This is a genomic window from Natronoarchaeum mannanilyticum, from assembly GCF_039522665.1.
Lineage (GTDB): Archaea > Halobacteriota > Halobacteria > Halobacteriales > Natronoarchaeaceae > Natronoarchaeum > Natronoarchaeum mannanilyticum.
Genome location: NZ_BAAADV010000007.1, coordinates 609,097 through 630,917, shown reverse-complemented (window position 1 = coordinate 630,917; position 21,821 = coordinate 609,097). Strand labels below are relative to the sequence as shown.

27 protein-coding genes and 1 tRNA gene are annotated in these 21,821 nt (G+C 66.9%); 17 read left to right on the top strand and 11 right to left on the bottom strand.

All coding sequences use genetic code 11. The features are described 5' to 3' along the window. The first annotated feature begins 175 nt into the window (after window positions 1–175). The 5 genes from ABDZ81_RS16330 (at window position 176) to ABDZ81_RS16310 (ending at window position 3,870) form a co-directional block, all read left to right on the top strand. On the top strand, window positions 176–1,654 hold the full coding sequence (locus ABDZ81_RS16330) for a flippase (protein WP_343775167.1): 1,479 nt from the start codon (window positions 176–178) through the stop codon (window positions 1,652–1,654). Between the two features lie 134 nt (window positions 1,655–1,788). After that, window positions 1,789–2,259: a type IV pilin domain-containing protein gene (locus ABDZ81_RS16325; protein ID WP_343775165.1), complete on the top strand. Its 471-nt coding sequence runs from the start codon at window positions 1,789–1,791 to the stop codon at window positions 2,257–2,259. 75 nt (window positions 2,260–2,334) lie between these two features. Continuing rightward, the gene (locus ABDZ81_RS16320) at window positions 2,335–2,826 is read left to right on the top strand and encodes a type IV pilin domain-containing protein (RefSeq protein ID WP_343775163.1); all 492 of its coding nucleotides are present in this window, start codon (window positions 2,335–2,337) and stop codon (window positions 2,824–2,826) included. Between the two features lie 26 nt (window positions 2,827–2,852). Then, complete coding sequence (locus ABDZ81_RS16315) at window positions 2,853–3,356, top strand: hypothetical protein (protein WP_343775161.1); 504 nt, start codon at window positions 2,853–2,855, stop codon at window positions 3,354–3,356. A 100-nt stretch (window positions 3,357–3,456) separates the two neighbouring features. Continuing rightward, the gene (locus ABDZ81_RS16310; protein ID WP_343775159.1) at window positions 3,457–3,870 is read left to right on the top strand and encodes a type IV pilin domain-containing protein; all 414 of its coding nucleotides are present in this window, start codon (window positions 3,457–3,459) and stop codon (window positions 3,868–3,870) included. 16 nt (window positions 3,871–3,886) lie between these two features. On the opposite strand, the gene ABDZ81_RS16305 is transcribed toward ABDZ81_RS16310, so the two are convergent. Next, entirely contained in the window at window positions 3,887–4,231 is a 345-nt protein-coding gene (locus tag ABDZ81_RS16305) for a DUF8106 domain-containing protein (protein WP_343775157.1), read from the bottom strand. 111 nt (window positions 4,232–4,342) lie between these two features. On the opposite strand from ABDZ81_RS16305, the gene hpt reads away from it, so the two are divergent. Beyond that, entirely contained in the window at window positions 4,343–4,912 is a 570-nt protein-coding gene (gene hpt / locus ABDZ81_RS16300; protein ID WP_343775155.1) for a hypoxanthine/guanine phosphoribosyltransferase, read from the top strand. A 15-nt stretch (window positions 4,913–4,927) separates the two neighbouring features. Here the strand turns inward: hpt and ABDZ81_RS16295 are convergent, their stop codons facing one another. Further along, a complete protein-coding gene (locus ABDZ81_RS16295) occupies window positions 4,928–5,827 on the bottom strand; it encodes a DUF8054 domain-containing protein (protein ID WP_343775153.1) in 900 nt (299 codons plus the stop codon). A 111-nt stretch (window positions 5,828–5,938) separates the two neighbouring features. Further along, window positions 5,939–6,973 carry a bactofilin family protein gene (locus ABDZ81_RS16290; protein WP_343775151.1) on the bottom strand — a complete coding sequence of 345 codons (1,035 nt, stop codon included), beginning with the start codon at window positions 6,971–6,973 and terminating at the stop codon, window positions 5,939–5,941. Window positions 6,974–7,404: 431 nt separating this feature from the next. Between ABDZ81_RS16290 and ABDZ81_RS16285 the strand changes: the two genes are divergently transcribed. Continuing rightward, on the top strand, window positions 7,405–8,109 hold the full coding sequence (locus ABDZ81_RS16285; protein WP_343775149.1) for a DUF7344 domain-containing protein: 705 nt from the start codon (window positions 7,405–7,407) through the stop codon (window positions 8,107–8,109). A 77-nt stretch (window positions 8,110–8,186) separates the two neighbouring features. Here the strand turns inward: ABDZ81_RS16285 and ABDZ81_RS16280 are convergent, their stop codons facing one another. The 3 genes from ABDZ81_RS16280 to ABDZ81_RS16270 form a co-directional block, all read right to left on the bottom strand. Next, a complete protein-coding gene (locus ABDZ81_RS16280) occupies window positions 8,187–9,401 on the bottom strand; it encodes a sensor histidine kinase (RefSeq protein WP_343775147.1) in 1,215 nt (404 codons plus the stop codon). 458 nt (window positions 9,402–9,859) lie between these two features. Beyond that, window positions 9,860–9,934, bottom strand: a tRNA-Met gene (locus ABDZ81_RS16275). A gap of 60 nt (window positions 9,935–9,994) precedes the next feature. Next, entirely contained in the window at window positions 9,995–10,441 is a 447-nt protein-coding gene (locus ABDZ81_RS16270) for a GtrA family protein (RefSeq protein ID WP_343775145.1), read from the bottom strand. A 176-nt stretch (window positions 10,442–10,617) separates the two neighbouring features. Between ABDZ81_RS16270 and ABDZ81_RS16265 the strand changes: the two genes are divergently transcribed. Further along, window positions 10,618–10,986: a methylglyoxal synthase gene (locus tag ABDZ81_RS16265; protein WP_343775143.1), complete on the top strand. Its 369-nt coding sequence runs from the start codon at window positions 10,618–10,620 to the stop codon at window positions 10,984–10,986. Between the two features lie 25 nt (window positions 10,987–11,011). On the opposite strand, the gene ABDZ81_RS16260 is transcribed toward ABDZ81_RS16265, so the two are convergent. Continuing rightward, window positions 11,012–11,266, bottom strand: a complete 255-nt coding sequence (locus ABDZ81_RS16260) for an HAH_0734 family protein (RefSeq protein ID WP_343775142.1) — start codon at window positions 11,264–11,266, stop codon at window positions 11,012–11,014. Between the two features lie 147 nt (window positions 11,267–11,413). On the opposite strand from ABDZ81_RS16260, the gene ABDZ81_RS16255 reads away from it, so the two are divergent. From ABDZ81_RS16255 to ABDZ81_RS16225, 7 genes are all read left to right on the top strand, one after another. After that, complete coding sequence (locus ABDZ81_RS16255) at window positions 11,414–11,692, top strand: 50S ribosomal protein L44e (RefSeq protein ID WP_343775141.1); 279 nt, start codon at window positions 11,414–11,416, stop codon at window positions 11,690–11,692. A gap of 5 nt (window positions 11,693–11,697) precedes the next feature. Further along, the gene (locus tag ABDZ81_RS16250; RefSeq protein WP_343775139.1) at window positions 11,698–11,871 is read left to right on the top strand and encodes a 30S ribosomal protein S27e; all 174 of its coding nucleotides are present in this window, start codon (window positions 11,698–11,700) and stop codon (window positions 11,869–11,871) included. A 21-nt stretch (window positions 11,872–11,892) separates the two neighbouring features. After that, window positions 11,893–12,693 carry a translation initiation factor IF-2 subunit alpha gene (locus ABDZ81_RS16245; RefSeq protein WP_343775138.1) on the top strand — a complete coding sequence of 267 codons (801 nt, stop codon included), beginning with the start codon at window positions 11,893–11,895 and terminating at the stop codon, window positions 12,691–12,693. 6 nt (window positions 12,694–12,699) lie between these two features. After that, complete coding sequence (locus ABDZ81_RS16240; RefSeq protein WP_343775136.1) at window positions 12,700–12,882, top strand: RNA-protein complex protein Nop10; 183 nt, start codon at window positions 12,700–12,702, stop codon at window positions 12,880–12,882. Window positions 12,883–12,887: 5 nt separating this feature from the next. Continuing rightward, window positions 12,888–13,649, top strand: a complete 762-nt coding sequence (locus ABDZ81_RS16235) for a proteasome assembly chaperone family protein (protein ID WP_343775134.1) — start codon at window positions 12,888–12,890, stop codon at window positions 13,647–13,649. A 443-nt stretch (window positions 13,650–14,092) separates the two neighbouring features. Beyond that, on the top strand, window positions 14,093–15,247 hold the full coding sequence (locus ABDZ81_RS16230) for a thiolase family protein (RefSeq protein WP_343775133.1): 1,155 nt from the start codon (window positions 14,093–14,095) through the stop codon (window positions 15,245–15,247). Next, on the top strand, window positions 15,244–15,630 hold the full coding sequence (locus tag ABDZ81_RS16225) for an OB-fold domain-containing protein (RefSeq protein WP_343775131.1): 387 nt from the start codon (window positions 15,244–15,246) through the stop codon (window positions 15,628–15,630). Before ABDZ81_RS16230 ends, ABDZ81_RS16225 begins: the two co-directional genes overlap by 4 nt. A gap of 127 nt (window positions 15,631–15,757) precedes the next feature. On the opposite strand, the gene ABDZ81_RS16220 is transcribed toward ABDZ81_RS16225, so the two are convergent. Continuing rightward, window positions 15,758–16,084, bottom strand: a complete 327-nt coding sequence (locus tag ABDZ81_RS16220) for a hypothetical protein (RefSeq protein ID WP_343775129.1) — start codon at window positions 16,082–16,084, stop codon at window positions 15,758–15,760. A 547-nt stretch (window positions 16,085–16,631) separates the two neighbouring features. On the opposite strand from ABDZ81_RS16220, the gene ABDZ81_RS16215 reads away from it, so the two are divergent. Both ABDZ81_RS16215 and ABDZ81_RS16210 read left to right on the top strand, forming a co-directional pair. Continuing rightward, window positions 16,632–17,009, top strand: a complete 378-nt coding sequence (locus ABDZ81_RS16215; RefSeq protein ID WP_343775127.1) for a hypothetical protein — start codon at window positions 16,632–16,634, stop codon at window positions 17,007–17,009. Between the two features lie 117 nt (window positions 17,010–17,126). Continuing rightward, the gene (locus ABDZ81_RS16210) at window positions 17,127–17,711 is read left to right on the top strand and encodes a DUF8121 family protein (RefSeq protein ID WP_343775126.1); all 585 of its coding nucleotides are present in this window, start codon (window positions 17,127–17,129) and stop codon (window positions 17,709–17,711) included. A gap of 33 nt (window positions 17,712–17,744) precedes the next feature. On the opposite strand, the gene ABDZ81_RS16205 is transcribed toward ABDZ81_RS16210, so the two are convergent. The 3 genes from ABDZ81_RS16205 to ABDZ81_RS16195 form a co-directional block, all read right to left on the bottom strand. Beyond that, window positions 17,745–18,467, bottom strand: coding sequence for a DUF7547 family protein (locus ABDZ81_RS16205; RefSeq protein WP_343775125.1), 723 nt, complete (start codon window positions 18,465–18,467; stop codon window positions 17,745–17,747). Window positions 18,468–18,555: 88 nt separating this feature from the next. Continuing rightward, window positions 18,556–19,641, bottom strand: a complete 1,086-nt coding sequence (locus ABDZ81_RS16200) for a phosphotransacetylase family protein (protein WP_343775123.1) — start codon at window positions 19,639–19,641, stop codon at window positions 18,556–18,558. Then, entirely contained in the window at window positions 19,638–21,734 is a 2,097-nt protein-coding gene (locus tag ABDZ81_RS16195; protein WP_343775122.1) for an acetate--CoA ligase family protein, read from the bottom strand. The genes ABDZ81_RS16200 and ABDZ81_RS16195 overlap by 4 nt, the downstream gene beginning before the upstream one ends. Between the last annotated feature and the right edge of the window lie 87 nt (window positions 21,735–21,821).

Sequence of the window (21,821 nt, the reverse complement as noted above, 5' to 3'; positions counted from 1 at the left end):
GACGTCGCGTCGCGGCTGTCGTTTGCTTCCACGAGACCGACTCTGACCGCCCTTTCAGCCGCGGGTTACCGCCGCTCTCGCCGCGAAAGCCGGGCATAACCAAGTTCGGTTTGCCCGTAGCCCCGCCCGTGACAGGACTCAGGTCGCCCCGCGGAGCGGCGCCGGTGGTGGTGCGGTGTCGCTGATCGACCGGTTCTCGCGCGGGCTCTCGGCGACGTTTCTGTCCCGCGGCGTCAAGATGGTCGCCAACGCCGCGCTGCTGGTCGTCCTCGCCCGCTTCTTGCTCTCGCCCGGCGAGTACGGCCTGCTGTACCTGACGATCTCGATCGTCGGCGTCGCGCGGCTCTTCAGCGACCTCGGACTCGGCCGCTCGACCGCTCGCTACGTCAACGAGTACAAGGAAGACGGCGGCGGCCAGCTCCACCACGTCCTCCGGATCGGGTTCGGGTTCCGGATCGCGCTCGTCGTGCTGGTCGCCGTAGTACTGGCGCTAGGCGGCGGACTGATCGCCGACGTGATCGGCCAACCTGACCTGCGCCCGTACCTGCTCGTCGGGGCGCTGTACCTCGCCGTCCTCTCGTTCCAGTCCTTTTTCAGCGTGCTGTTCCAGGGGTTCTCGCGGGTGACGCTGTCGGCCGCCGTCGGGATCACCAACAGCGTCGCGCGGGTCGTCTTCGCCGTCGGGTTCGTGCTGCTCGGGCTGGGCGGCGTCGGCGCGCTGCTGGGGTACGTCGTCGCCGCGGCGCTGGCGGTGATCGTCGGCGCCGCGCTCCTGTACACGCAGCTCTACGTGAACTACGAGCCCGACGCCGAGCGCGAGGAGGGGCTTCGGCGGCGCATCCTGGAGTACAGCATTCCGCTGACGGCGACGCGGAGCGCCAACACGATCGACAAGCGCGTCGACACGATCCTCGTCGGCGCGCTGGCCGGCCCGGCGGCGGCGGGGTTCTACACGGTCGGCAAGCAGGTGTCGGCGTTTCTGGACGTCCCCGCGCGCTCGATCGGCTTCACAGTCTCGCCGGCCTACGGCGAGGAGAAAGCGAACGGCGAACTCGAGCGCGCGGCGCGCATGTACGAGGCCAGTCTCCGGTACGTCCTCCTGCTGTACGTGCCGGCGGCGACCGGCCTGCTGCTCGTCGCCGACCCCGGCATCGTGCTGGTGTTCGGGCGGGATTACGCGGCCGCGACGCTCGTCGTGCAGGTGTTGAGCCTCTACGTCGTGTTCCAGGCGATCAACCTGGTGACGACCCAGGGACTCGACTACCTCGGGCGGGCGCGCGATCGCGCGATCGCCAAGGGGGTGACCGCGGCGGGCAACGTCGTCCTCAACCTCCTGTTGATCCCGCCGTACGGCGCCGCCGGCGCCGCGATGGCGACCGTGCTCACCTTCGGCTTCTACGTCGCGGGCAACGTCTACGTCATGCACACCGAACTCCCGCTGCGCTGGGGGCGACTCCTCCGAACCGCGGCGCAGGTGGTGGCGGTCTCAGGCGGCATGGCCGTCGGCGTCGCGCTCGTGATGCCCCGGGTCTCCTCGATGGCGTCGCTGATCGCCGCGATCGGGCTCGGCGTCGCGATCTGGGTGGCGCTGTCGATCGCCAGCGGGCTGCTCGACGTCGGCGAGGCCCGAACCGTGCTCTCGCGGATCACGTGACGCCGCCGGCACGCCGGAAGCGGTCGGCCCGTTCGTGTTAGTTCGACAGTAAGATACATATTCGAACACGAGAAGCTCGCAACTAATCGGTGAGCGTCCCCGCGGTCGCGGTCGGGGCCCGACCGAGATCACACATGCAATTCGACGCACTTTCGGCGGACGACAGAGCGGTCGCATCGATGCTCGGCGTGACACTACTTCTCGGCACGGCGGTCGTCGGCGCCGCGGTCGTCGGGGCGTTCGTCCTCGACGTCGGTAGTACCTCGGCGAGCTCGTCGGTATCGGGCGAAACGCAGGCGTCACAGGCGCCCCAGGTGCAGTGGGAGTTGCAGAACGGTTCCGACGGCGTGACCCTGCAGCACGTCGCCGGCGACACTGTCCAGCCCGGGCAGGTCCGCGTCGTCGGGGACCTCGAATCGGACTACGTCGGCACGCGACTCGACGATTCGAGCCTGTTCGGCGAGGAGTCGGTCCGGGCGGGCGACGAGGCGACGATCGACGAGTCTCGGCTGTCCGGTGATACGGGCACCGTGGCGCTGATCTGGACCTCCTCCGACGGCAGTGACGCGGTCGTGCTCTCGGAGTACGAGTACGACCTGCGGTAGCGCTATTTCCAGCCCGGCGAACCGTCACTCCGTTTTTCCTGCCGATTTATTACGTTTGACTCCGTGGACGGTGCCATGGATCGGGATCTCGGCGCGGAACGAGGACAATCGGAGGTGATCGGCGTCGTGTTGCTCGTGGGCATCGTCGTGCTGCTGGCGGGACTGGCCGGTCTGTTCATTTTCGACCTGTCGGACAACAATCTCGAGAAGGCGCCCCAGACGAACTTCGAGGTCGACCAGTACGGCGATAACACGTCGCAGGTCCGGCTGTACCACGACGGCGGCGACGTCATCACCGACACCGACGCGATCACCGTCACGGTCGACGGCAATGATGAACTCGCGGAACACGGCGTCAACTTCTCGAATGCGGACGGGGAGATCGACTCGCAGACGGACGTATTCTTCTCTAAGAACGGCTCAAGCGACATCATTGCGAGTGAATCGACGCTAAACGGTTCCTACGGCGGCCTCGACGCCGGCACCGAGATCCGAATCGTCTGGAACCCCGAAGACGCGGACAATTCCGCAATCCTCTTCGAGTACGAGGTCGAATCCCGTAGCTAGCCCCGGTTTCAGCCGGTAGCACGATCATGGCCAGCACTGACACCCAGTCCTCCGACGAGTCGTTACCGATCTCGACCGCCCAGTTCGTCGCCCTGGTCGTCGGCCTGATCGTCGTCGGGACGGCGGCCGGATTCGCCGCGTTCATGCTCTTCGGCAACGCCGAGGAGCGTCCCGACACCGAGTTCGAGTTCGAGCAGTTCGGCGCCAGCGAGCAGCAGGTCGCGATCACCAACCTCTCGGGCGAGCGAATCGAGGATCCCGGGACCGTGGTGGTGTCGGTCGACGGCGAACGGGTCGAAAACAATAGCGGCCACGACTGGGCGAACAGCGAGGGCGGCCTCGGCCCCGAAAGCGCGGTCTACATCGGGTACAACGACTCCGTCGGGTACGTGCTGACCGACGACCGCTCGGACCCGCGCCTCCAGCGCGGGCTACCGCCGGGGACCGAGATCCGCATCGTCTGGCTCAGCGCGACGTCCGATAGCTCGGCCGAACTCGATAGTTACGAAGTCGAACGCCGCGACGGCTGAGCCGGGAAACTATTAGGTGGCCCCGGCGAGAGGCGAACATGACGCGGGTGGCGCACTCGGAGGTTCCGGGCCGACGACCCCCACTACGCGAGATCGATCGATGCTACCGGACACGTTCGACGCCGACGCTCGGGCCAGCGCGCAGGTGATCGGCTCGCTGTTGATGGTAGCGGTCGCACTGGTCGGCGCCGTGGTCGTGGGGGTCGTCGTGTTCGACTTCGACGACAGGTTTCTGGACGAGGAGACGCCGACCGCCGAGCTCCGGTTCGAGTACGACGAGGACGCGGAGACGCTGACCGTCCAGCACCGCTCGGGGAACACGTTGCAGGGCGACCGCATCGCCGTCGTCAGCGACAACGTCACGCTCGACACGTGGGCGAAGGAACGGAACGTGACGGCCGGCGACGAGCTGACGATCTACGCCGTCGGGCCGGACCAGACCGTGATCGTCTACTGGCACGACGAGGACGGCGATCGGCACGAACTGCGGCGCTGGCGCGGCCCGAAATCCTAGCGGAGGTCGAGAAATCCTAGCGCAGGTCGACGGCGTCCGCGACCGCGCGGGCGGGCGTGCTGATTCCGATGCGCACGACAGCCATCGATCGGACGAACGCCTCGTGTGCGGCGCCGTTCAGCGTCGCCAGCGGCCGGGGGGTGTCGGACTCGTCGCGATCGTCGAACGTCGGGCGCCGCTCGATCACGGCGTTGCACTCGGGACAGCGGCGGATCTCCCTGTCGCCGACGCTGCGGGAGATCCAGTCGCCGGCCGGCGGGCTCCGGTGGTCGCAGTCCGGACAGCAGAGCACCGCCTTGCGCGTCGCGTCCGGCGGTCGGTCGTCGGGTATCTCGCTGGAGGGGATCCTGGCGGGAGTCATAGGTCACGGTAGGTTCTAGCCGTTAGTAAGGCTAGCGACCGCGTCGGAACGATCGTGAGGGTCCCGCGGGGTGTATCGTCATCTTTACTTCGCGGCTACGGTAGTTCCACCATGGACCAGCTGAAGCGGTCGCTCCTCGATGCGCCGATAATCGAAAAGGACGGCTACCACTACTTCGTCCACCCGATCAGCGACGGCGTCCCGATGCTCGAGCCGGAACTGCTCCGGGAGATCGTCATCCGCATCATCCGGAAGGCGGACCTCGAGGACGTCGACAAGATCGTCACGCCCGCCGCGATGGGGATCCACATCTCGACGGCCGTCTCGCTGATGACCGACATCCCGCTGGTCGTCATCCGCAAGCGCCAGTACGGTCTCGACGGCGAAGTCGCGCTGTTCCAGGAGACGGGCTACTCCGAGTCCGAGATGTACATCAACGACGTCTACGAGGGCGACCGCGTGCTCGTGCTCGACGACGTGCTCTCGACCGGCGGGACGCTCAAGGCGATCCTCGGCTCGCTCGAGGACATCGGCGCCGACGTCGTCGACGTCGTCGCGGTGATCAAGAAGGTCGGCGGCGAGAACGCGCTAGAGTCGACCGACTACGCGGCCAAGACGCTGATCAACGTCGACGTCGAGGACGCCGAGGTCGTGATCGTCGACGACCACGGCGACAACTGAGGGCGCCGACGCCGATCAGACTGCTTCTTTCTCGGCAGCGGCGTCGATAGCCGACGGGTCGAACTCCAGCAACGTCTCACCGCAGTCGAGGCAGCTCGCTGTCGCGACCTCGTACGACCGACAGCAGGATTCGACGGTGTCCGTGCCGAGTTCGACGCCGCCCGAGCACAGCGGGCAGGTCTGGCGGAACGAGCGGAGCGATTCGAGAATCTTCAGCCGCTGTTCGAGCGGCACCGCCGTCCAGTCGTCGGACTGGTCTCGCAGCGCGCGGTCGGCGGCGACGTCCGCGATCAGCGCTCCGTCCGAGGGCCACTTTCGAACGCGGTTGCGGATCTCGACCGCCGGATGATCCCGGTCCTCCACCGCCACCGACTCGGGATCGGCGTCGAACAGGTCGGCGAACGTCTCGGCGTCCGGCTCCGACGATCGAAACCGCTCGGTGTGATCCTCGAGACGGTCGGCGAACTCGTCGGACAGACAGAGATCGTCCTCGCGCTCGCACGGCGCGACGACGTTCGCGCCCAGCAGGAACTGCTCGGGGTCGACCGCGTTTCGCCGCTCGGCTTCCTTGCGTTCGACCGCGTCAAATGGCTCCTCCTCGGAGTGCTGGTCGTCCAGCGGATGCTTGTCGAACAGCGCGAGCACGCGATTCGGAAGATACCGTTTCGTCAGCGTCGGGGTTCCGGGGATCAGGTAGCCCCAGAGGTAGATGATTCCCAGACACGCGGCGAACAGCCCGACGCCGAGCCCACCGGCGGCCGCCTCGCCGATCGCTCGGGCGGCGACGACCCAGGCGAGCGCGCTCGCGACCGCCGCGATCCCCACGTTGACGATCGTACACGGCGTGCACCTGTTTTCGCCGGTGTACTCCGGCTTTCGTAACCGCTCGATCACCGACGCGTCGTTGCCTGCCATAGTTGACCGTTGGACAGGGTGATAAAAATAGGTGCGGCTAGATTTCGGCGTTCCCATCATCGGTTCTCTCCAACTCGATCCGACGGTCGTCGTTCGGCCGCTCTCACACGATCAATTGCGTTGTCGTATCTCCCCGCGCTCCCTGCGGGCGTCCCTGAGCGCCAGCGCGACGGCGCCGACGCCGATCAGCGTCACGATCGCGGAGATCGCGGGGCCGACGTACGGCACCTGGGCCAGCAGGCCGACCAGAATCAGCCCGACCAGCAGCGCGATCCACCGGTTCCGCGCGCCGACGAGCCCGATCAGCCACGCCCCGACCGCGAAGCGGCCGTACACCGTCGCGATCCAGACGTACAGCACGAACAGCAGGGTCCCGGCGAGCATGATCGGGATGCCGACGACCGTGATCGCAAGCAACGCAAGCAGTATCGGCACGCCGATCAGCACGACCAGCCCGACGCCGACGCTCCCGAGGATCGATCCCGTGGCCCTGTCGACGACGTCGCGCGCGAACCCGGGCGCCAGCGCGAGCAGGATGATCCCCACCAGCAGGTTGATCAACAGCCCGTAGACGGCGAGCGCCCACTGGAACGCCATCGGGAACTGGACCGGACCGGCGGCGACGCCGGCGTCCTGCACGAGCTCGCCACCGATCTGCGCGCCGCCGCTGCGCTCTAGCTCGCCGGCGTAGGTCAGGTCCCCGCCGATCCGCGCGTTCTCGCCGAGGTAGATCGATCCGGCGGCGATCTCGGCGTCTTCGTCCACGACGCCGTTGATCGACACGCCGCCGGCGGCTGCCGACAGCGAGCCGTTGACCCGGCCCTGCCGTCCCAGCCTGACGTTCCCCCCGGCGGCGTCGACGTCGCCGCCGACTGTCCCGTCGATCCGCAGGTCGCCGGTCATCGCCTCGACGTCGCCGGTGACATCGCCGTTGACCGTCGCCGACCCGCCGACGACGGTCAGGTCGCCGTCGACCGTGCCGTCGACGACGACCGTCCCCCCGACCACCGTCAGCCCCTCGACGGTCTCGTTCTCTTCGATCACCACTGTACCCCCCGTTCGCGTCTCCTGGGCGGCCGCCGCGCCCGGCACGACCACCAGCGAGACGAGGATCGCGACCGTCAGGATCGCCCACGCGCGCCTCATATCAGTTCTCGGTACCTGCAAGGCGGGCAAGTAGTTACTCCGGTAGTCGTTTCGTACCCGACCGATCTGGCTGCGTTTACTTTCGGCTCGCCGACGACTACTGACCGGACTGGTCGCTCTCTGCGCGTCGGTCGCTCTCTCCCGGCGGATCACCAGTCGTCATCGTTCCGTCGAGCGCGGCGCGCGACGGTCGGACGAGTCCGTTTCGACGCGAGTAGCACGTTCGTACTGTCTCGCGCGCGCGGTGAACCCACCCTTACGCGCACCCGCCTCAACTATCGGCTCGGGAGTTCCTGGACACGATCGCCCTACGACATCCGAAAACCGACCGACCGCGCGCCGATCTCTATCGATCGCCCTGAAGTACCGCGTAGGCCACACTAACTCTTTAGGAGCGAACGACATCCCCGCCCCGCGCCTTTCGGGTAGTGATGACCGATCGAACCATCTCCGTCGACCGGATCGAGCCGGAAGAGGGCGCGTCCGCGACCGACGCCGCGCTCTCGGCGCTCGCCGACGGGCGGCGCCGGACCGCGCTGGCACAGCTGCTGACCGCCCGCGGCCGCACGTCCGCCGACGTCCTCGCGATCCGCGTCGCGGCCGTCGAGGCCGGCGTCTCGCCAATCGACGTCGACGCGGACCGCCACGGCGACGTGGCGATCGACCTCCACCACCGTCACCTGCCGAAACTCGACGACGTCGGCCTGATCGACCTGACGGACGGCGGGGCCGCCGCGACGGATCGCGCGGCCCGATTCGAGCTCGTTCTCGAAGCGGTCGAAGGAGCTGCCGACCCCGACGCCGCGCTCTCGGCGCTCGCCGACCGACGGCGTCGCTCCGTTCTCGAACACGTCGCTCGCGTCGACGAGCCGATCGGTCTCGACGCTCTCGCGGAGCGCATCGTCGCCCAATCCGACGACGCCCGCGACGACGTGGCGCTCGATCTCCACCACCACCACCTGCCGAAGCTCGACGACGCCGGGTTCCTCGCGTACGACGCCGAGGATCGCCGCGTCGACGACGCTCGCGAGTTCCCGTTCGAAGGGGACCTCGGCGAGGCGGTCGACCGGATCGAGCGAGACGCCGCGCTCTCGGGCGACGGATCGACGGACGTCGTCACTCACATTTCGCTGTAACGTCGCGTTGCCGGCGCTGAACGGCGTCGAGCCGCCTCTGTCCTGTTTCCACTCTCGATTGCGCGTCGACCGGCCGATCAGTCGGTCGACACTGTTTCCGGGCGTTCTTCGACCTGCTCCGCCGCGAGTACCGTCACCGAGAACGCCGATCCCCGGCCCGGCTCGGACTCCACTTCGATCTCGCCGCCGTGGTGTTCGGCGATCCGGTGACACAGCGCCAGACCGATGCCGGACCCGCTGTGGTCGCTCCCGGCGTCGAGTCGCTCGAACAGTTCGAAGATCTGCTCCTGCGCGTCGGCGTCGATCCCGATCCCCTCGTCGCGGACGGTCACCCGCCACTCGTCGCCGGCCCGTTCCGCCCCGACGCGGATTCGCGGCGGTTCGTCGCCGCTGTACTCGATGGCGTTCTGCAGGAGGTTCTGGAACAGCTGGCGCAGCTGTCCGGCGTCTCCCTCGACGTGGGGCAACTCTTCGGCGGTGATTTCGGCGTTGCTCTCCGCAATGCGAACCTTCAGGTCGGTCCGCACGTCCGCGAGGACGTCGTTCAGGTCGACGCGCTCGAACGAGACTCCGTTGCCTTCGACGCGAGCGTAATCGAGCAGGTCGTTGACCAGCGTCTGCATCCGGTCGGCGCCGTCGACCGCGAACTCCAGGTACTCGGTCGCGTCCTCGTCTAGCTCGTCGCCGTACCGTTTCTCCAGCAGCCCGAGATACTGCGACACCATCCGCAGGGGCTCCTGGACGTCGTGGGCGGCCGTCGACGCAAACTGGTCGAGCCGTTCGTTGGACGCCTCCAGCCGCCGGACGGTGTCTTCGAGCTCGCCCTGGACGCGGGTCAACTCCCCGTTCGCGCGTTCGAGCCGTTCCTGCGTGCGCCGCAGCTCGTCGTTTCGCTCGACGAGCGTACGCTCGCGGGCGATGGCCCGAGCCTCGTGGATGCCGATTCCGAGCCCCGCGATCGATCCGATCGTTATCGAGAGCGCTCTGGTACCGTAGGAGAACGAGGTCGTGACGCCCGGATGCACGGCCCGCAATGCCAGCAGCGTTAGCATGACGCCGACCCCGCCCAGACACCAGCCGATGATCCGCGGGTACAGCTCCGGCGGCAGGTCGGCTTCGGGCAGCCAGCTCCCGACGACCAGCACCAGCGCGCCGGCGAACCCGATCAGCAGGAAGTCGATCGCCGCCTCGAACGGGGCGCCGCCGCCGAGCACCTTCATCGTCGATTGGCCGATTGCGAAAAGAATCAACGAGACGCCGAGCAGGTAGACTCCGCGCTGCCACCGGCTCACTCGTCGACCTCGCTGTCCGTGCGGTCGCTCCGCACTATCTCTGCGAGCACGCCCGGTCTGGTGTCGCCTCGGCGCCGCGCCGCTTGGCCGAACTGTTGTTGGTGACTCATTGTTGTGGTCCGCTCTCCGACAACGACGCGTGAACTCTGTATGCGAACCACGCGGAAACTACGGCGAGGGTCGACTGCACCGCCGTCGCTGCGTCCACCGCCGTGCCGGCGGACGCACACTGTGGACGATCGGTTGCTGTAGCGATGTAGGCCCGACTCGGAGATAAGGCGTTCGCACGGACCGGTCGGCGGGGTTCTCCGACCGCAGCGGCGGGAGGTGGATTTGAACAACGCGAAACGCTCGCTCCGCTCGCGTTTCTCTCGTTCAAATCCACTCGTCGTACTCCTCCGAATCCAGCAGTTGCTCGGCGATAAAACGCCTCGCTTGAGAGTTGGATTCGGAAGAAGTAGCGGGAGGTGGATTTGAACCACCGGTCTGCGGGTTATGAGCCCGCCGGAATCTCCTGGCTATCCCATCCCGCTACCATTTCGTACCGCCGTCCGCTAGTTAAGGGTTGCGTTTCGGACGCCCTGTGGGAGTTTCTACCGATGGACCCGCCAGGTGAAGTAGCTCTCCGCGAGGAAGTTGACGACGAACCCGCAGGCGATCCCGACGGCGTTGGCCAGCAGGTACTGCACATCCCCGTAGTACACCAGCAGTGCGAGGACGCCGGTGGCGACGACGAGGCCGCCGGTCCGCACGAGGTTCGAGGTGAGAAGCCGTCTGAGTAGCGGCCGAATACCGGACCGTCCCCACTCCGAAAACGTCCAGTGTTCGTTGACCAGAAACATCACGATGATCGCGGTCTCGGCGCCGACGAGTTTGGCGATTGCGGGCGGAAACGCGTGAAGTTCCACCAGCGCGATCAGTATCGCGAAGTCGACGGTCGTCCCGGCGACCCCGACTGTCGCGAACCGAAGCAGCCGACCGCTGCTGAGCATCGCTCGAACCCGATTCTGGAGAATCCGCAGCGTCGACTCCCCCGCCATTAGTGCTTGCCGGCGGCACTCACGTCCGTCCTCGCCGGCGCGAGCAAGCGCTCGCGGCTGGTCTCGCGTCCCTGGGGGCTCTGCATCGGACGTGATTCTCTGCCTCGCGGTGTTAAATCGTTCGGCCGCGGATTCGAGTGCACAACGACTAACTGTTCGTCCGACGAGCCACGGGTATGACGCGCGTCGCGCTCATCGCCCACGACGAGGAGAAGCCGTCGCTGATCGAGTTCGCGCAGAATCACGAGGGGACGCTCTCGAACTTCGAGCTGCTCGCGACGGGGACGACCGGCAAGCGCCTGATGGAAGAGACCGATCTGGAGGTCGAGCGCAAGGAGTCGGGGCCGCTCGGCGGCGACATGATGATCGGCGCCGAGGTCGCCGACGGGATCATCGACGGCATCATCTTCCTGCGGGATCCGCTGACCGCCCAGCCCCACGAGCCCGACATCACCGCGCTGCTGCGGGTCTGCGACGTCAAGGACGTTCCGCTGGCGACGAACCGCTCGTCGGCGGAGTTTCTCATCGAAGGGCTCGCGGACTGATCGACCGATCCCGGCTCGCGGACCGCTAACCCGCCTTCTGGACGACCGTCACGTCGCCGGCATCGAGCCGCTCGACGTCAAGGAAGTGGGGGATGTACTCGCGCTTGTCGTAGGCTTCGCGCTCGTCTTCGCTGCCCGCGACGCACCAGAGCTGGACCTCCTCGGGGCCGTGCCACTCGCCGTTGCGGTTGATCTGGAACAGCGTCAGCTCCTCGCCGTCGACCTCGACGATGCCGTCCCGACGGACGCCCGGATCCCCGGTGATGATGAGGCGCTTCATGGACGGGGTTTCGGACGAACGCCAATTAAGCGCTTCGAGACTCTCGCGTCTCCCGGCGCGAGCGCGATCCGAGCGACGCGTCGCTGGTCCGAACCAAACGCGTTTTAAGCGACCGTTGCCAACCACGTTCCAAGGAGATCGATATCTATGGAGATGCCACGCCGATTCAACACGTACTGCCCGCACTGTAACGAGCACAACGAGCACGAGGTCGAGAAGGTCCGGACGGGACGCCAGACCGGCATGAAGTGGATCGATCGACAGGAGAAGCGCAACAAGGGCATCGGGAACGACGGCAAGTTCTCGAAGGTGCCCGGTGGCGACAAGCCCACCAAGAAGACCGACCTCAAGTACCGCTGCGGCGACTGCGGCAAGGCCCACCTCCGCGAGGGATGGCGCGCCGGCCGCCTGACGTTCCAGGAGTGATCACAATGGCAGGAAACTTTTTCAGCGTCGAATGCCCGGACTGCGAGAACGAACAGGTCGTCTTCGGCAAGGCATCCAGCGAGGTCGCCTGCGCCGTCTGCGGGCACACGCTCGCGCGCCCCACCGGCGGCAAGGCCGTCTTCGAGGGCGAAGTCTTGGAGACCGTCGAGGCGCGGTGAACGCACCCGAGGTGATCCCGAATGCAATATAGCGGCTGGCCCGAATCCGGCGAACTCGTAGTCGGCGAGGTCGACGAGATCGAGGACTTCGGCGTCTTCGTGGACCTCAAGGAGTACGAGGACAAGCGGGGGCTGACCCACATCAGCGAGGTCGCCTCCGGCTGGATCAAGAACGTCCGGGATCACGTCCGCGAGGGTCAGACCGTCGTCGCCAAGGTCTTGGACGTCGACGAGGACGCCCAGCAGATCGACCTCTCGATCAAGGACGTCAACGACCACCAGCGCTCGGACAAGATCCAGGAGTGGAAAAACGAGCAGAAGGCCGACAACTGGATGCTGCTGGCGTTCGGCGAGGACGTCGACGACGACGAGTACGCCCGGGTCGCCAACGAGCTCCTCGCGGAGTTCGGCAGCCTCTACGCCGGCTTCGAGGAGGCCGCGATCCACGGCGAGGAGGCGCTCGAACCCACGGAACTCGACGACGACGACATCGACGCCCTGGTCGAGACGGCTCGCGAGAACGTCTCGGTGCCGTACGTCGACGTCACCGGCTACGTCGACCTCGAATGCGGCACCAGCGAGGGCGTCGACGCGATCAAGGAGGCCCTGCAGGCCGCCGAGGGCAACGGCGAAGTTCCCGACGAGGTCGATCTGGAAGTGACCTACGTCGGCTCGCCCGAGTACCGCATCAAGGTGCGGGCGCCCAACTACAAGACCGCCGAGTCCCAGCTCGAGGAGAGCGCCGACCGGGCCATCGCGGCCATCGAGGAGATCGGCGGCACCGGCGGCTTCCACCGCGACCGGCGCACCGAAGAAGAGTAATCGACGATGAAGGCGGACATCCGGGTGTGTTCGGCGTGGCGCGACCGCCACGATCGCCCGGTGTACACCCTTTCTACCGAATGTCCCGACTGCGGCGCCGACGCCGTCAACAGCGCGCCCGCGCCGTTCGACCCCGAGGATTCCTACGGGGAGTACCGACGCTCACTTAAGCGCCGCGACCGGGAGTAAGCCGTATGGACGAACTCGACATCGAGGCGGTCGCTGAGGCCGAACTGGACGATCCGGTGCTCGTCGAGGGGCTGCCCGGCGTCGGCCACGTCGGCAAGCTCGCCGCCGAGCACCTGCTCGACGAGCTCGACGGGACGCTCGTGCGCCGCGTCTACTCCGAGCACTTCCCGCCGCAGGTCGAGGTCGGCGACGAGGGCGTCGCCGAGCTCACCAGCGCGGAGTTCCACGCCGTCGAGACGGAGGGTCGGGACCTGCTCGTTCTCACGGGCGACAACCAGGCCCAGAGCAACGAGGGCCACTACCGACTGACCGACGCCTTCCTCGACGTCGCCGAGGACTTTGACGTCTCCGAGGTGTACGCGCTCGGCGGCGTCCCGACGGGCGAACTCATCGAGGAGTACGACGTGCTCGGCGCCGCCACGGGCGAGGCGCTCGTCGACGCCCTCGAAGAGCTGGACGTCGAGTTCCGGGAGGACGAGCCCGCCGGCGGCATCGTCGGCGTCAGCGGCCTCCTGCTCGGGCTGGGCGAGCGTCGCGGCGTCGACGCGGCCTGCCTGATGGGCGAGACCAGCGGCTACCTCGTCGATCCCAAGAGCGCCCAGGCCGTGCTGGAGATCCTGCAGGACCAGCTCGACTTCGAGGTCGACTTCGCGGACCTGGAGGACCGCGCCGAGGAGATGGAGGAAGTCATCGGCAAGATCCAGGAGATGGAGCAACAACAGCAGCCCAACGTCCCGAGCGACGACGATCTGCGCTACATCGGGTAGCAAAGCCCTCGCTCCCTTCGGTCGCTCGCCCTTTGCATTTCCGCCGGAAGACTCACTACGCTCACGGCTTCGCCGTTCGCTTTCGCGGTTCTCACTTCGTTCCGAACCGCGCACCGCTCGTCTTCCGAGCCCTGACTCGCTTCGCTCGTCAGGACGCCAGGACCACACAGCACCGCCACCGCACAGCGACAGCAACCGTACCGCGGGCCTGCCCTCCCCCAGGGCGCGGCACCGGAAGACGCAGAGCGTCTTCCGAGCTCGCTCGCGCGAACATGAACGCCGCGCCCGGCCACTCAGCTGTCGAACGAGTCGATACCACGTCTCAGTTCGACCGAACTGGAGCTGTTCGCCCGGCGTCGCGGTGCTGAAGGATCTTCTGGCGTAACTCGTTCCTTCGGTCACATACCACGGATTATATTATTCAGAGGCCTGAGTGTGCGACCATGGACCGCGTTGCAGTCATCGGCGCCTCGATGACGAAGTTCGGGCAGCGCGACGTCTGGATCCGGGAGCTCCTCTCGCAGGCCGCCGAGGAGTGTCTCGACGACGCCGACGTCGCTCCCGACGAGATCGAGCACCTGTACGTATCGAACATGGCCAGCGGCGAGTTCGAGGGGCAGGGCGGCGTTCCGAACCTGCTCGCCCACGATATCGGCGCGATTCCGGCCTACACCGAGCGGATCGACCAGACCAGCTCCAGCGGCGGGGCCGGCGTCTACGCCGCGTGGCGCTCGATCGCCAGCGGCGCCAGCGACATGACGCTGCTCGTCGGCGGCGAGAAGATGACCCACAAGACGACCGCGGAGGCGACCGACATCATCGCCTCGATCACCCACCCGGCGGAGTACAAGCACGGCCTGACGCTGCCGAGCTTCGCGGGGATGACCGCGCGCCGGTACCTCCACAAGTACGACGCGCCCCGCGAGAGTCTCGCGAAAGTCGCCGTCAAAAACCACAAGAACGGCGTCGACAACCCCAACGCGCAGTTCCAGAAGGAGATCGACGTCGAGACGGCGCTTGACTCGCCGATCGTCGCCGACCCGCTCCGGCTGTACGACTTCTGCCCGATCACGGACGGCAGCGCGGCGCTGCTGTTCGTTCCCGAATCGGTCGCCGAGGAGTACGCCGACGAGTACGCAGTGATCTCGGGGATCGGCGGCGCGACCGACACCCACGTCGTCCACGAGCGCGACGATCCCACGGTGATGAACGGCGTCGTCGACAGCGGCGAGGAAGCTTACGAGATGGCCGGCCTGGGCCCCGAAGACATCGAGGTCGCCGAACTGCACGACATGTTCACGATCCTCGAGTTCCTCCAGATGGAGGGCTTGGGCTTCGCCGAGCAGGGCGAAGCGTGGAAGGAGATGGACAGAGGAACGACCGAGCGCGACGGCGAACTGCCGATCAACACCTCCGGCGGGCTCAAGTCCAAGGGCCACCCGCTGGGCGCCAGCGGCGTCGCCCAGGCCGTCGAGATCTACGAGCAGATGGTCGGCGAGGCCGGCCCGCGACAGGTCGACGCCGACGTCGGGCTGACGTGTAACGTCGGCGGGTTCGGCAACTGCGTCATCACCGCGATCATGGAGGCAGCAGAATGAGCCAGAACGACGACGCACCACCGATGGAAGCACAGCGCTACGAGGACGGCTCGATCTCCTACCCGACCCACCCGCGGAGCCTGGGCGGTGCCGAGGCCGTCGAGACGATCGACCTCAGCGAGCACACCGCCGAGGTGATCACCTGGACCGAAAGCACCGCGACGCCGCCGGGCGTCCGCCAGCCCAACACCATCGCGATCGTCGAGTTCGACGTCGACGGCGAATCGGTGCGCGCGATCGGACAGGTCGTCGAGGACGCCGACGTCGAAATCGGCGACGAGGTCGAACCGGTTTACGCCGAGGAGCTTCGCGATCCCGACGTCGGCATCAAGGAACCCGAGAGCCAGGAGTGGGACGGGTATCGGTTCGAACCTACGCAGTGAGCGCGCCGGCGCGAACCGTAGGTGAGTGCCTGTCCAGTGAGCGCGTCGGCGCGAACAACAGGCTGGAAACGGAGGTGACGATTATCCGATTGAGCAACTGGTGAGTTACTCCGAAACGGTCGGGGGCTTACTCGACTTGTAGCCGACGAGTGTGGTCACAATCGTCGCACTGGACTTCGACCTTCCCGTACCTTTCAGATCCGATTATACTGACTCCGTGGCCGTGGTGCATGTCTGCGGCGACGCCTTCCCTCACTTCCCAATCGTGCCCACAGATGGGGCAGTTCATATCCACGACCGTACGTCGCTCCTGCTCTCGTTTCCTCTTCCGTTTCTTCTCTTTTTTCCGTCTCTTCTTTTTCTCTTGTCTGTAGTTGTATGATTCGTGTTTCTTTTGTCCGACACTGAACTGACTGACTTTCTGACTTTGTATCTTCTTTTCGTTCGTGGTCATTCGTTTCCAGTACCACACCCCGCTGATTCCCCCAAAAACCGCTACAGGAATCCACAGAAGCCAGGTGAGAATCGACGGCAGTCCACTCAAGAGGAACCAACCAACGATCGGGATTCCGAGTCCCGTAACGAGGCCTCGGTTTCTGAACTTTTCAGTGAGTCCGCGATGGTTCGACGCAGCATCGGCCCCGCAGCTAGGACACACTGTACAAGTGGCATCAATAATTTCCTCACATTCAGAACAGCCTGCTTTCCGCGGCATGCCACATGATGGGCACTGTCTGGGCGGTTCGCTGGTATCATTACCTGCTTTCGAATAGTTGGTCCCACAGTTCGGACAGGTCGGTCTCTTTTTACCGCAGTACGAGCAGAACCACTCGTCACTTTGTAGTGTGGTCGAGCACCTGTTGCATTCCACAGTTACACGTCATTTATCAATATATTATATATAAATGCTTTGGTGTTTGGCATCATGATTCACTCTTTCACAAGGCCATCGCGCTGATTCCTTCCCGATCTTTATTTATCGCGCGAAAAAAGCCGTTCGTATGACCGATACGACCGAGCGGGGGCTGATACTTCAGGACCTCGTGCTCGCCGCCTCGAATCTCGTTATCTTCCTCCTGCTGGACGGGACGCTGTCGGCGACCGGTCAGTGGTGGATCGCCGCGGTCGTCGCGCTCGTCAGCGGCGGTCTGTTCGCCGCGGCGGATCGAAGCCGCGTAGGGGTGTGGGCGCTGTTCGTCGCCGGTGTGGCGGCTATCGGCGGGATCGTCTGGATGACGACACTCGACGCGCCCCCCGTCGGCGGCTTCACGTGGCTCTTTCTCGGCCTCGCGCTCGGGCTGGGCGGCAACAGATTCGTCTTCGGCGTCGTTCGGCCGGTGCCAGCGTATCGGCGTCGACGCCAAGCGGGTGCCGAGTGATCGGGTTGGAATCGGACAAAGAGGCGTTTGACTTTCGCACACGTTTTTCAGGATAGCACAAGATGCGTCTTCCAATGGGTCGATCCGACGCTCGTCGGGGTTTCAGGTGGTGGTGCCGTGCGTAGACGAACGTGTCTCGCGGCGCTCGGGACCGCGGGCGCGAGTGCGCTCGCCGGCTGTGGCACCGTTCGCTCGGAGACCGCTCTCTCGTCACCGACTGTTCACGCCGACTCGGAGAGTCGAAAGAGCCTGCAATTCGAATCCGGTGGCGAGGAGATCGGGTCGATCGGCGCCGACGGCGCGGTCTCGAACGGCCGGATCGACCTCTCGACCGAGATCTGGCACCGCGAGGGAACGCGCGTCGAAGCGATCGAACTGCACGTCTGGATGCCGCCGGCGCCGGAGGGGTCGCCCGCGGAGGTCGCCCTCGCCTCCCCGGTGCAGGGCGACTCGTCGCCGCCGCCGGACGTTACGCTCTCGACCGATCGCGACGAGCCCGGTGCAGTCATCGAGATCGACGACCTCGACGATCTCGCGGACGAGACGATCAGCACGATCGATCTCGTCGTCACGCCGAGAGACGACCGCGCGACGACGCTCGTGATCGACAGCACGATCGACCTCGGCAGCTCCTCGTTGCTCACCGGCGGCTACGAACTCGACGGGCAACTGGAACTGGAGTTCCCGGAACTGCAGGAGTAGCGCTTCGGGTTTCGAGCCGCCGTATCGGGCCGGTTACGAGTCTTCCTCGTCTGCGTCGTCGTACTGGTCCTTGATCGACCGAAGCTCGGCGTCGACGTCGACCTGCGGGCCCGTCTCGGCTTCCTCGCCGTCGCTCTCGTCGCTCGCAGGGTTCTCTCCGTCTTCATCCGACGCCGAAATCCCCGCGTCGCGGTCGCGTCCGGCCTCGCGGTCGTTTTCACGTTCCCGACGCCGCTGCTCGTCGGCCGTCTCCTCGGCGTCGCGGACCTGCGCTTCGAGGTCGGCCCGGAGCTCGCGCGCTTCGGTCAGAATCTCGCGGGCCGTCTCCTCGCGCGGGAGCGAGCCCTCCTCGACGGCGGTCTGGAGCTCGTCCAGCGCGTTGTCGAGCTGATCGAGCGTCTCGCGGCCGACTCGGCCGGCGCCCTCGCGGACGGCGCGGCCACCCTCTCTGGCGCGCCCGGCAACCTCCTCGCCCTGTTCGCGCGCGCGGCGTTCCGTCTCGGCCAGCCTGATCGCCGTCTGGACGGCTTCAAGCAGCTTGATGTTGACCTCCAGTACCGCGATGGTCGCCGGGATCGCGACCTCGTCGGTGAATCGGAGCACCTCCCGGGGCGTCGGCGGGCGCGGCAGTCCGAAGGGGCCGCGTCGGGGTCGCCGTCGCGGGCCGACCTCGTCGCGAAGGTCGCGCAGCGAGTCCGCGAGGTCGCCGGCCGTGCGGGCGAGCTCCTCGTCGCGGGAGTCGCGTCTGTCGCTCATGCTATCGCGTTGGCGGGGGCGCAACAAAAGTGGGCGGGTCACGGCGTGCGGTCGGCGCCCGATCGGTCGCCGGGCCGCTCGGCGCCGATCAGTCGTCGTCGCCGCTCGCGCTCGCGCCGGCGAGGATCTCGTCGACGTCGGCGTGGTCGGCCAGCAGCGCGCGCATTCGGTCGACGGTCGCCTCGTCGCGCGTGCGGCCCTCGCTGACGACGTTCTCGGCGCGGTCGATCGTCGTGAGGGTGTCGGTCTGGACGACCAGGATCGGGACGCCCTTCTCCTCGGCCTTGCCGACGACCGCGCCCGAGGGGCGGTGGCCGCCGGTGAGGATCAGACATTCGACGCCCGGCGCCTGCAGCGCGGTCGTCTGGATGTCCGAGCGGTCGCCGCCGGTGATCACGGCGGCGTCGCGGGTGCGCCGGAAGTGCCGGAGCGCGGCGTCGCTGCCCATCGCGCCGACGCTGAACCGCTCGACGTAGGCGTCGGTCGGCACGTCGGTCAGCACGTCGGCGCCGAGCTCGTCGGCGAGGTCGGCGACGGTGATCCCCGCCAGGTCCTGCTCGCGCGGCAGGGCGCCGAAGACGGGCACGCCCTCGCCTTCGAGGAACGGCGCGACGTCGGTTTCGAGCGTGTCGAACGCGTCGTCGGTGACGGCGTTAAAGAGGACGCCCGCGAGTCGGTCTTCGAGGTGGCGCGCCGCGGCGAGCACGTCGTCGACGTCGCTGGGCTGGCCGTAGCCCGCGAGGACGAGCACTTCGGCGTCGAGCAGCTCGGCGACGTCGGCGTCGGTCAGGTCGACGATGCCGCCGGTCGTCAGCGACCCGCCGCCCTCGACGATCATCAGGTCGCGGCCGGCCGACAGCGTGTCGAAGTGTTCGCTGATCTGCTGGTGGAGATCCTCGGCCGACTCCTGGCCGCGGATCGCCTGCTCGATGAACGTCGGCGAGTAGACGACGGGCTCGAGCTCGTGCATCTCGGCGTCGAGATCGAGCAGCTCGCGGGCGAGCATGGGATCCTCGTCTAGCGTCTTGCCGACGCGGCTGCGCAGGCGGGTCCCCTTGGGTTTCATGTAGCCGACGTCGAGGCCGCGCTCCTGGGCCAGCAGCCCGAGCGCCACCGAGACGGCGGTCTTGCCGGTGCCTTCTTCGGTCGAAGTGACGAGTAGCGTCTTGGTCATAGTTCGTCGTTGTCAACGGTGAGTCGAAGGTCGATCGCCTGTACGCCGTCGGGACCCGCCACGAGCGGGTTCACGTCGAGTTCGAGGATCGCCGGGAAGTCCGTCGCGAGCTGCGAGAGCCGCTGGAGCGTCTCGACGACCGCGTCGAGATCGGCGGGCGTCCGGCCCCGGGCCCCCCGGAGCAGCGGCGCCGCCTGGATATCGTCGATCATCTCGCGGGCCTCGGGCTCGCTGATCGGCGCGATCTTCACGGTGGTGTCCTCGAGCACCTCCACGAAGATCCCGCCCAGGCCAAAGAGGACCATCGGGCCGAACTGCGGGTCGCGGTTCAGCCCGACGATCGTCTCGGTGCCAGCGTCGAGGTCGGCCATCTCCTGGACCTGGACGCCGATGATCGAGGCGTCGGGCTGGTAGTTGCGCGCCCGGGTGATCAGATCCTCGTAGGCGTCGTACACGTCGTCGGTCTCGACGCCGACTTTCACGCCGCCGATGTCGGACTTGTGGAGGATGTCGGGGGAGACGATCTTCATCACCACGTCGCCCTCGATTCCCTCGGCGACGGACTCGGCCTCGCCGGGCGAGTCGACGACGGCGCCCTCCGGCGTCGGGACGCCGTAGGCGTCGAGCAGCTCCATCGCCTCGACGCCGAGGCTGTTGTCGTTGCGTCCCTCGACGCGCTCGAGGATCTCGCGGGCGCGCCCGCGGTCGACGTCGAACTCCCGGGGCGGCTCGTGGGCGCGCTCGCTGATATCGCGGTACTCCGAGAGCGCCCCGATGCTGCGGATCGCCCGCGCGGGGTCGAAGTAGTTCGGCACGCCGGCGTCCTGAAGCTTCTTCGCGGCGGCCTCGGTGCTCTCGCCCCCCATCAGCGCCGCGACGATCGGCGCGTCGTGCTCGGCGCGGGCCTCGGCGACGATGTCGGCCAGATCCTCGAAGTCGAGCACCGCGGTCGGCGCCGCGACGATCACGGCCGCACCGACGCCGCGATCGTCGAGCGCGATATCGAGGGCTTCGCGGAACCGCTCGGCCGGGGCGTCGCCCAGCACGTCGACCGGGTTGTAGATGTTGCCCTCGTCGGGCAGCATCTCGCCGTACGTCTCCAGGGTCTCGTCGGAGAAATCGGCGAGGTCGAGCCGCGAGTCGCCGATGGCGTCGGTCGTCATCACGCCCGGGCCGCCCGCGTTGGTGATCACGGCCACGTCGTCGCGCTCGGGCGTGGGCTGGTCGGAAAGCATCCGGGCGTAGTCGAACATCTCCTCGACGGTGTTCACCCGGAGGACGCCCGACTGGTCCAGCCCCGCCTCGTAGGCCTGCTCGCTGCCGGCGATCGTTCCGGTGTGGGACGACGCCGCCTGCGCGCCGGCCTCGGTGCGGCCGGACTTGACAAGCACGATCGGCGTGTCCTCCGCGACCTCCCGAGCGGTGTCGATGAACTCGCGCCCGTGGTCGATCCCCTCGAGGTAGCCGATGATCACGTCGGTGTCGGGGTCGTCGCCCCACTCCCGGATGAAGTCCGTCTCGTCGAGGACGGCCTCGTTACCCAGCGAGACGACGTCTTTGAATCCCAGGTCGTGGTCGTTGGCCCAGTCGAGCACCGCCGTGATGAACGCGCCCGACTGGCTCATGAAGGAGATCGACCCCGGCTCGGCGTTCTCCGGACCGAACGTCGCGTTCAGCCCGTTCGGCGTGCTCATGATGCCGATGCTGTTGGGGCCGACGAGGTTCATGTCGTACTCCTCGGCCACTTCGATCAGGTCGCGCTCGCGGTCGGCGCCCTCGCTGCCGGTCTCGCTGAACCCGGCGGTGATGACGACGACGTCCTCGACGCCCTCCTCGCCGGCTTCGCGGACGGCGTCGACCACGATCCCCGGCGGGACGACCACCACCGCGAGGTCGACGGGCGGCGCGCTCGCCACTGATTCGTAGCAGTCGAGTCCCAGCACCGCGTCGCGGTTCGGGTTTATCGGAACGACGTCGCCGTCGAAGTCGGCCTGCAGATTGGTCAGGATCGCCCGCCCGACTGATCCCTCCCTGTCTGTGGCGCCGACCACGGCTACGCGCTCCGGCCCGAACAGGTCCGATAACGCTCCCATCGCTACTCGATACTGAGGGTACCCACTACAAAAAGCGCCCCGACCTCTCTCGGGATATAAGAATGCCGAACTTATCGCGCAACTATT

Coding starts and splice junctions, on each gene's coding strand:
- ABDZ81_RS16245 (WP_343775138.1), top strand. CDS start 11,893: ATGCAATATAGCGGCTGGCCCGAATCCGGCGAACTCGTAGTCGGCGAG.
- ABDZ81_RS16235 (WP_343775134.1), top strand. CDS start 12,888: ATGGACGAACTCGACATCGAGGCGGTCGCTGAGGCCGAACTGGACGAT.
- ABDZ81_RS16295 (WP_343775153.1), bottom strand. CDS start 5,827: ATGGCAGGCAACGACGCGTCGGTGATCGAGCGGTTACGAAAGCCGGAG.
- ABDZ81_RS16195 (WP_343775122.1), bottom strand. CDS start 21,734: ATGGGAGCGTTATCGGACCTGTTCGGGCCGGAGCGCGTAGCCGTGGTC.
- ABDZ81_RS16250 (WP_343775139.1), top strand. CDS start 11,698: ATGGCAGGAAACTTTTTCAGCGTCGAATGCCCGGACTGCGAGAACGAA.
- ABDZ81_RS16320 (WP_343775163.1), top strand. CDS start 2,335: ATGGATCGGGATCTCGGCGCGGAACGAGGACAATCGGAGGTGATCGGC.
- ABDZ81_RS16230 (WP_343775133.1), top strand. CDS start 14,093: ATGGACCGCGTTGCAGTCATCGGCGCCTCGATGACGAAGTTCGGGCAG.
- ABDZ81_RS16310 (WP_343775159.1), top strand. CDS start 3,457: ATGCTACCGGACACGTTCGACGCCGACGCTCGGGCCAGCGCGCAGGTG.
- ABDZ81_RS16290 (WP_343775151.1), bottom strand. CDS start 6,973: ATGAGGCGCGCGTGGGCGATCCTGACGGTCGCGATCCTCGTCTCGCTG.
- ABDZ81_RS16325 (WP_343775165.1), top strand. CDS start 1,789: ATGCAATTCGACGCACTTTCGGCGGACGACAGAGCGGTCGCATCGATG.
- ABDZ81_RS16215 (WP_343775127.1), top strand. CDS start 16,632: ATGACCGATACGACCGAGCGGGGGCTGATACTTCAGGACCTCGTGCTC.
- ABDZ81_RS16240 (WP_343775136.1), top strand. CDS start 12,700: ATGAAGGCGGACATCCGGGTGTGTTCGGCGTGGCGCGACCGCCACGAT.
- ABDZ81_RS16270 (WP_343775145.1), bottom strand. CDS start 10,441: ATGGCGGGGGAGTCGACGCTGCGGATTCTCCAGAATCGGGTTCGAGCG.
- hpt (WP_343775155.1), top strand. CDS start 4,343: ATGGACCAGCTGAAGCGGTCGCTCCTCGATGCGCCGATAATCGAAAAG.
- ABDZ81_RS16305 (WP_343775157.1), bottom strand. CDS start 4,231: ATGACTCCCGCCAGGATCCCCTCCAGCGAGATACCCGACGACCGACCG.
- ABDZ81_RS16265 (WP_343775143.1), top strand. CDS start 10,618: ATGACGCGCGTCGCGCTCATCGCCCACGACGAGGAGAAGCCGTCGCTG.
- ABDZ81_RS16225 (WP_343775131.1), top strand. CDS start 15,244: ATGAGCCAGAACGACGACGCACCACCGATGGAAGCACAGCGCTACGAG.
- ABDZ81_RS16260 (WP_343775142.1), bottom strand. CDS start 11,266: ATGAAGCGCCTCATCATCACCGGGGATCCGGGCGTCCGTCGGGACGGC.
- ABDZ81_RS16200 (WP_343775123.1), bottom strand. CDS start 19,641: ATGACCAAGACGCTACTCGTCACTTCGACCGAAGAAGGCACCGGCAAG.
- ABDZ81_RS16285 (WP_343775149.1), top strand. CDS start 7,405: ATGACCGATCGAACCATCTCCGTCGACCGGATCGAGCCGGAAGAGGGC.
- ABDZ81_RS16205 (WP_343775125.1), bottom strand. CDS start 18,467: ATGAGCGACAGACGCGACTCCCGCGACGAGGAGCTCGCCCGCACGGCC.
- ABDZ81_RS16220 (WP_343775129.1), bottom strand. CDS start 16,084: ATGACCACGAACGAAAAGAAGATACAAAGTCAGAAAGTCAGTCAGTTC.
- ABDZ81_RS16315 (WP_343775161.1), top strand. CDS start 2,853: ATGGCCAGCACTGACACCCAGTCCTCCGACGAGTCGTTACCGATCTCG.
- ABDZ81_RS16255 (WP_343775141.1), top strand. CDS start 11,414: ATGGAGATGCCACGCCGATTCAACACGTACTGCCCGCACTGTAACGAG.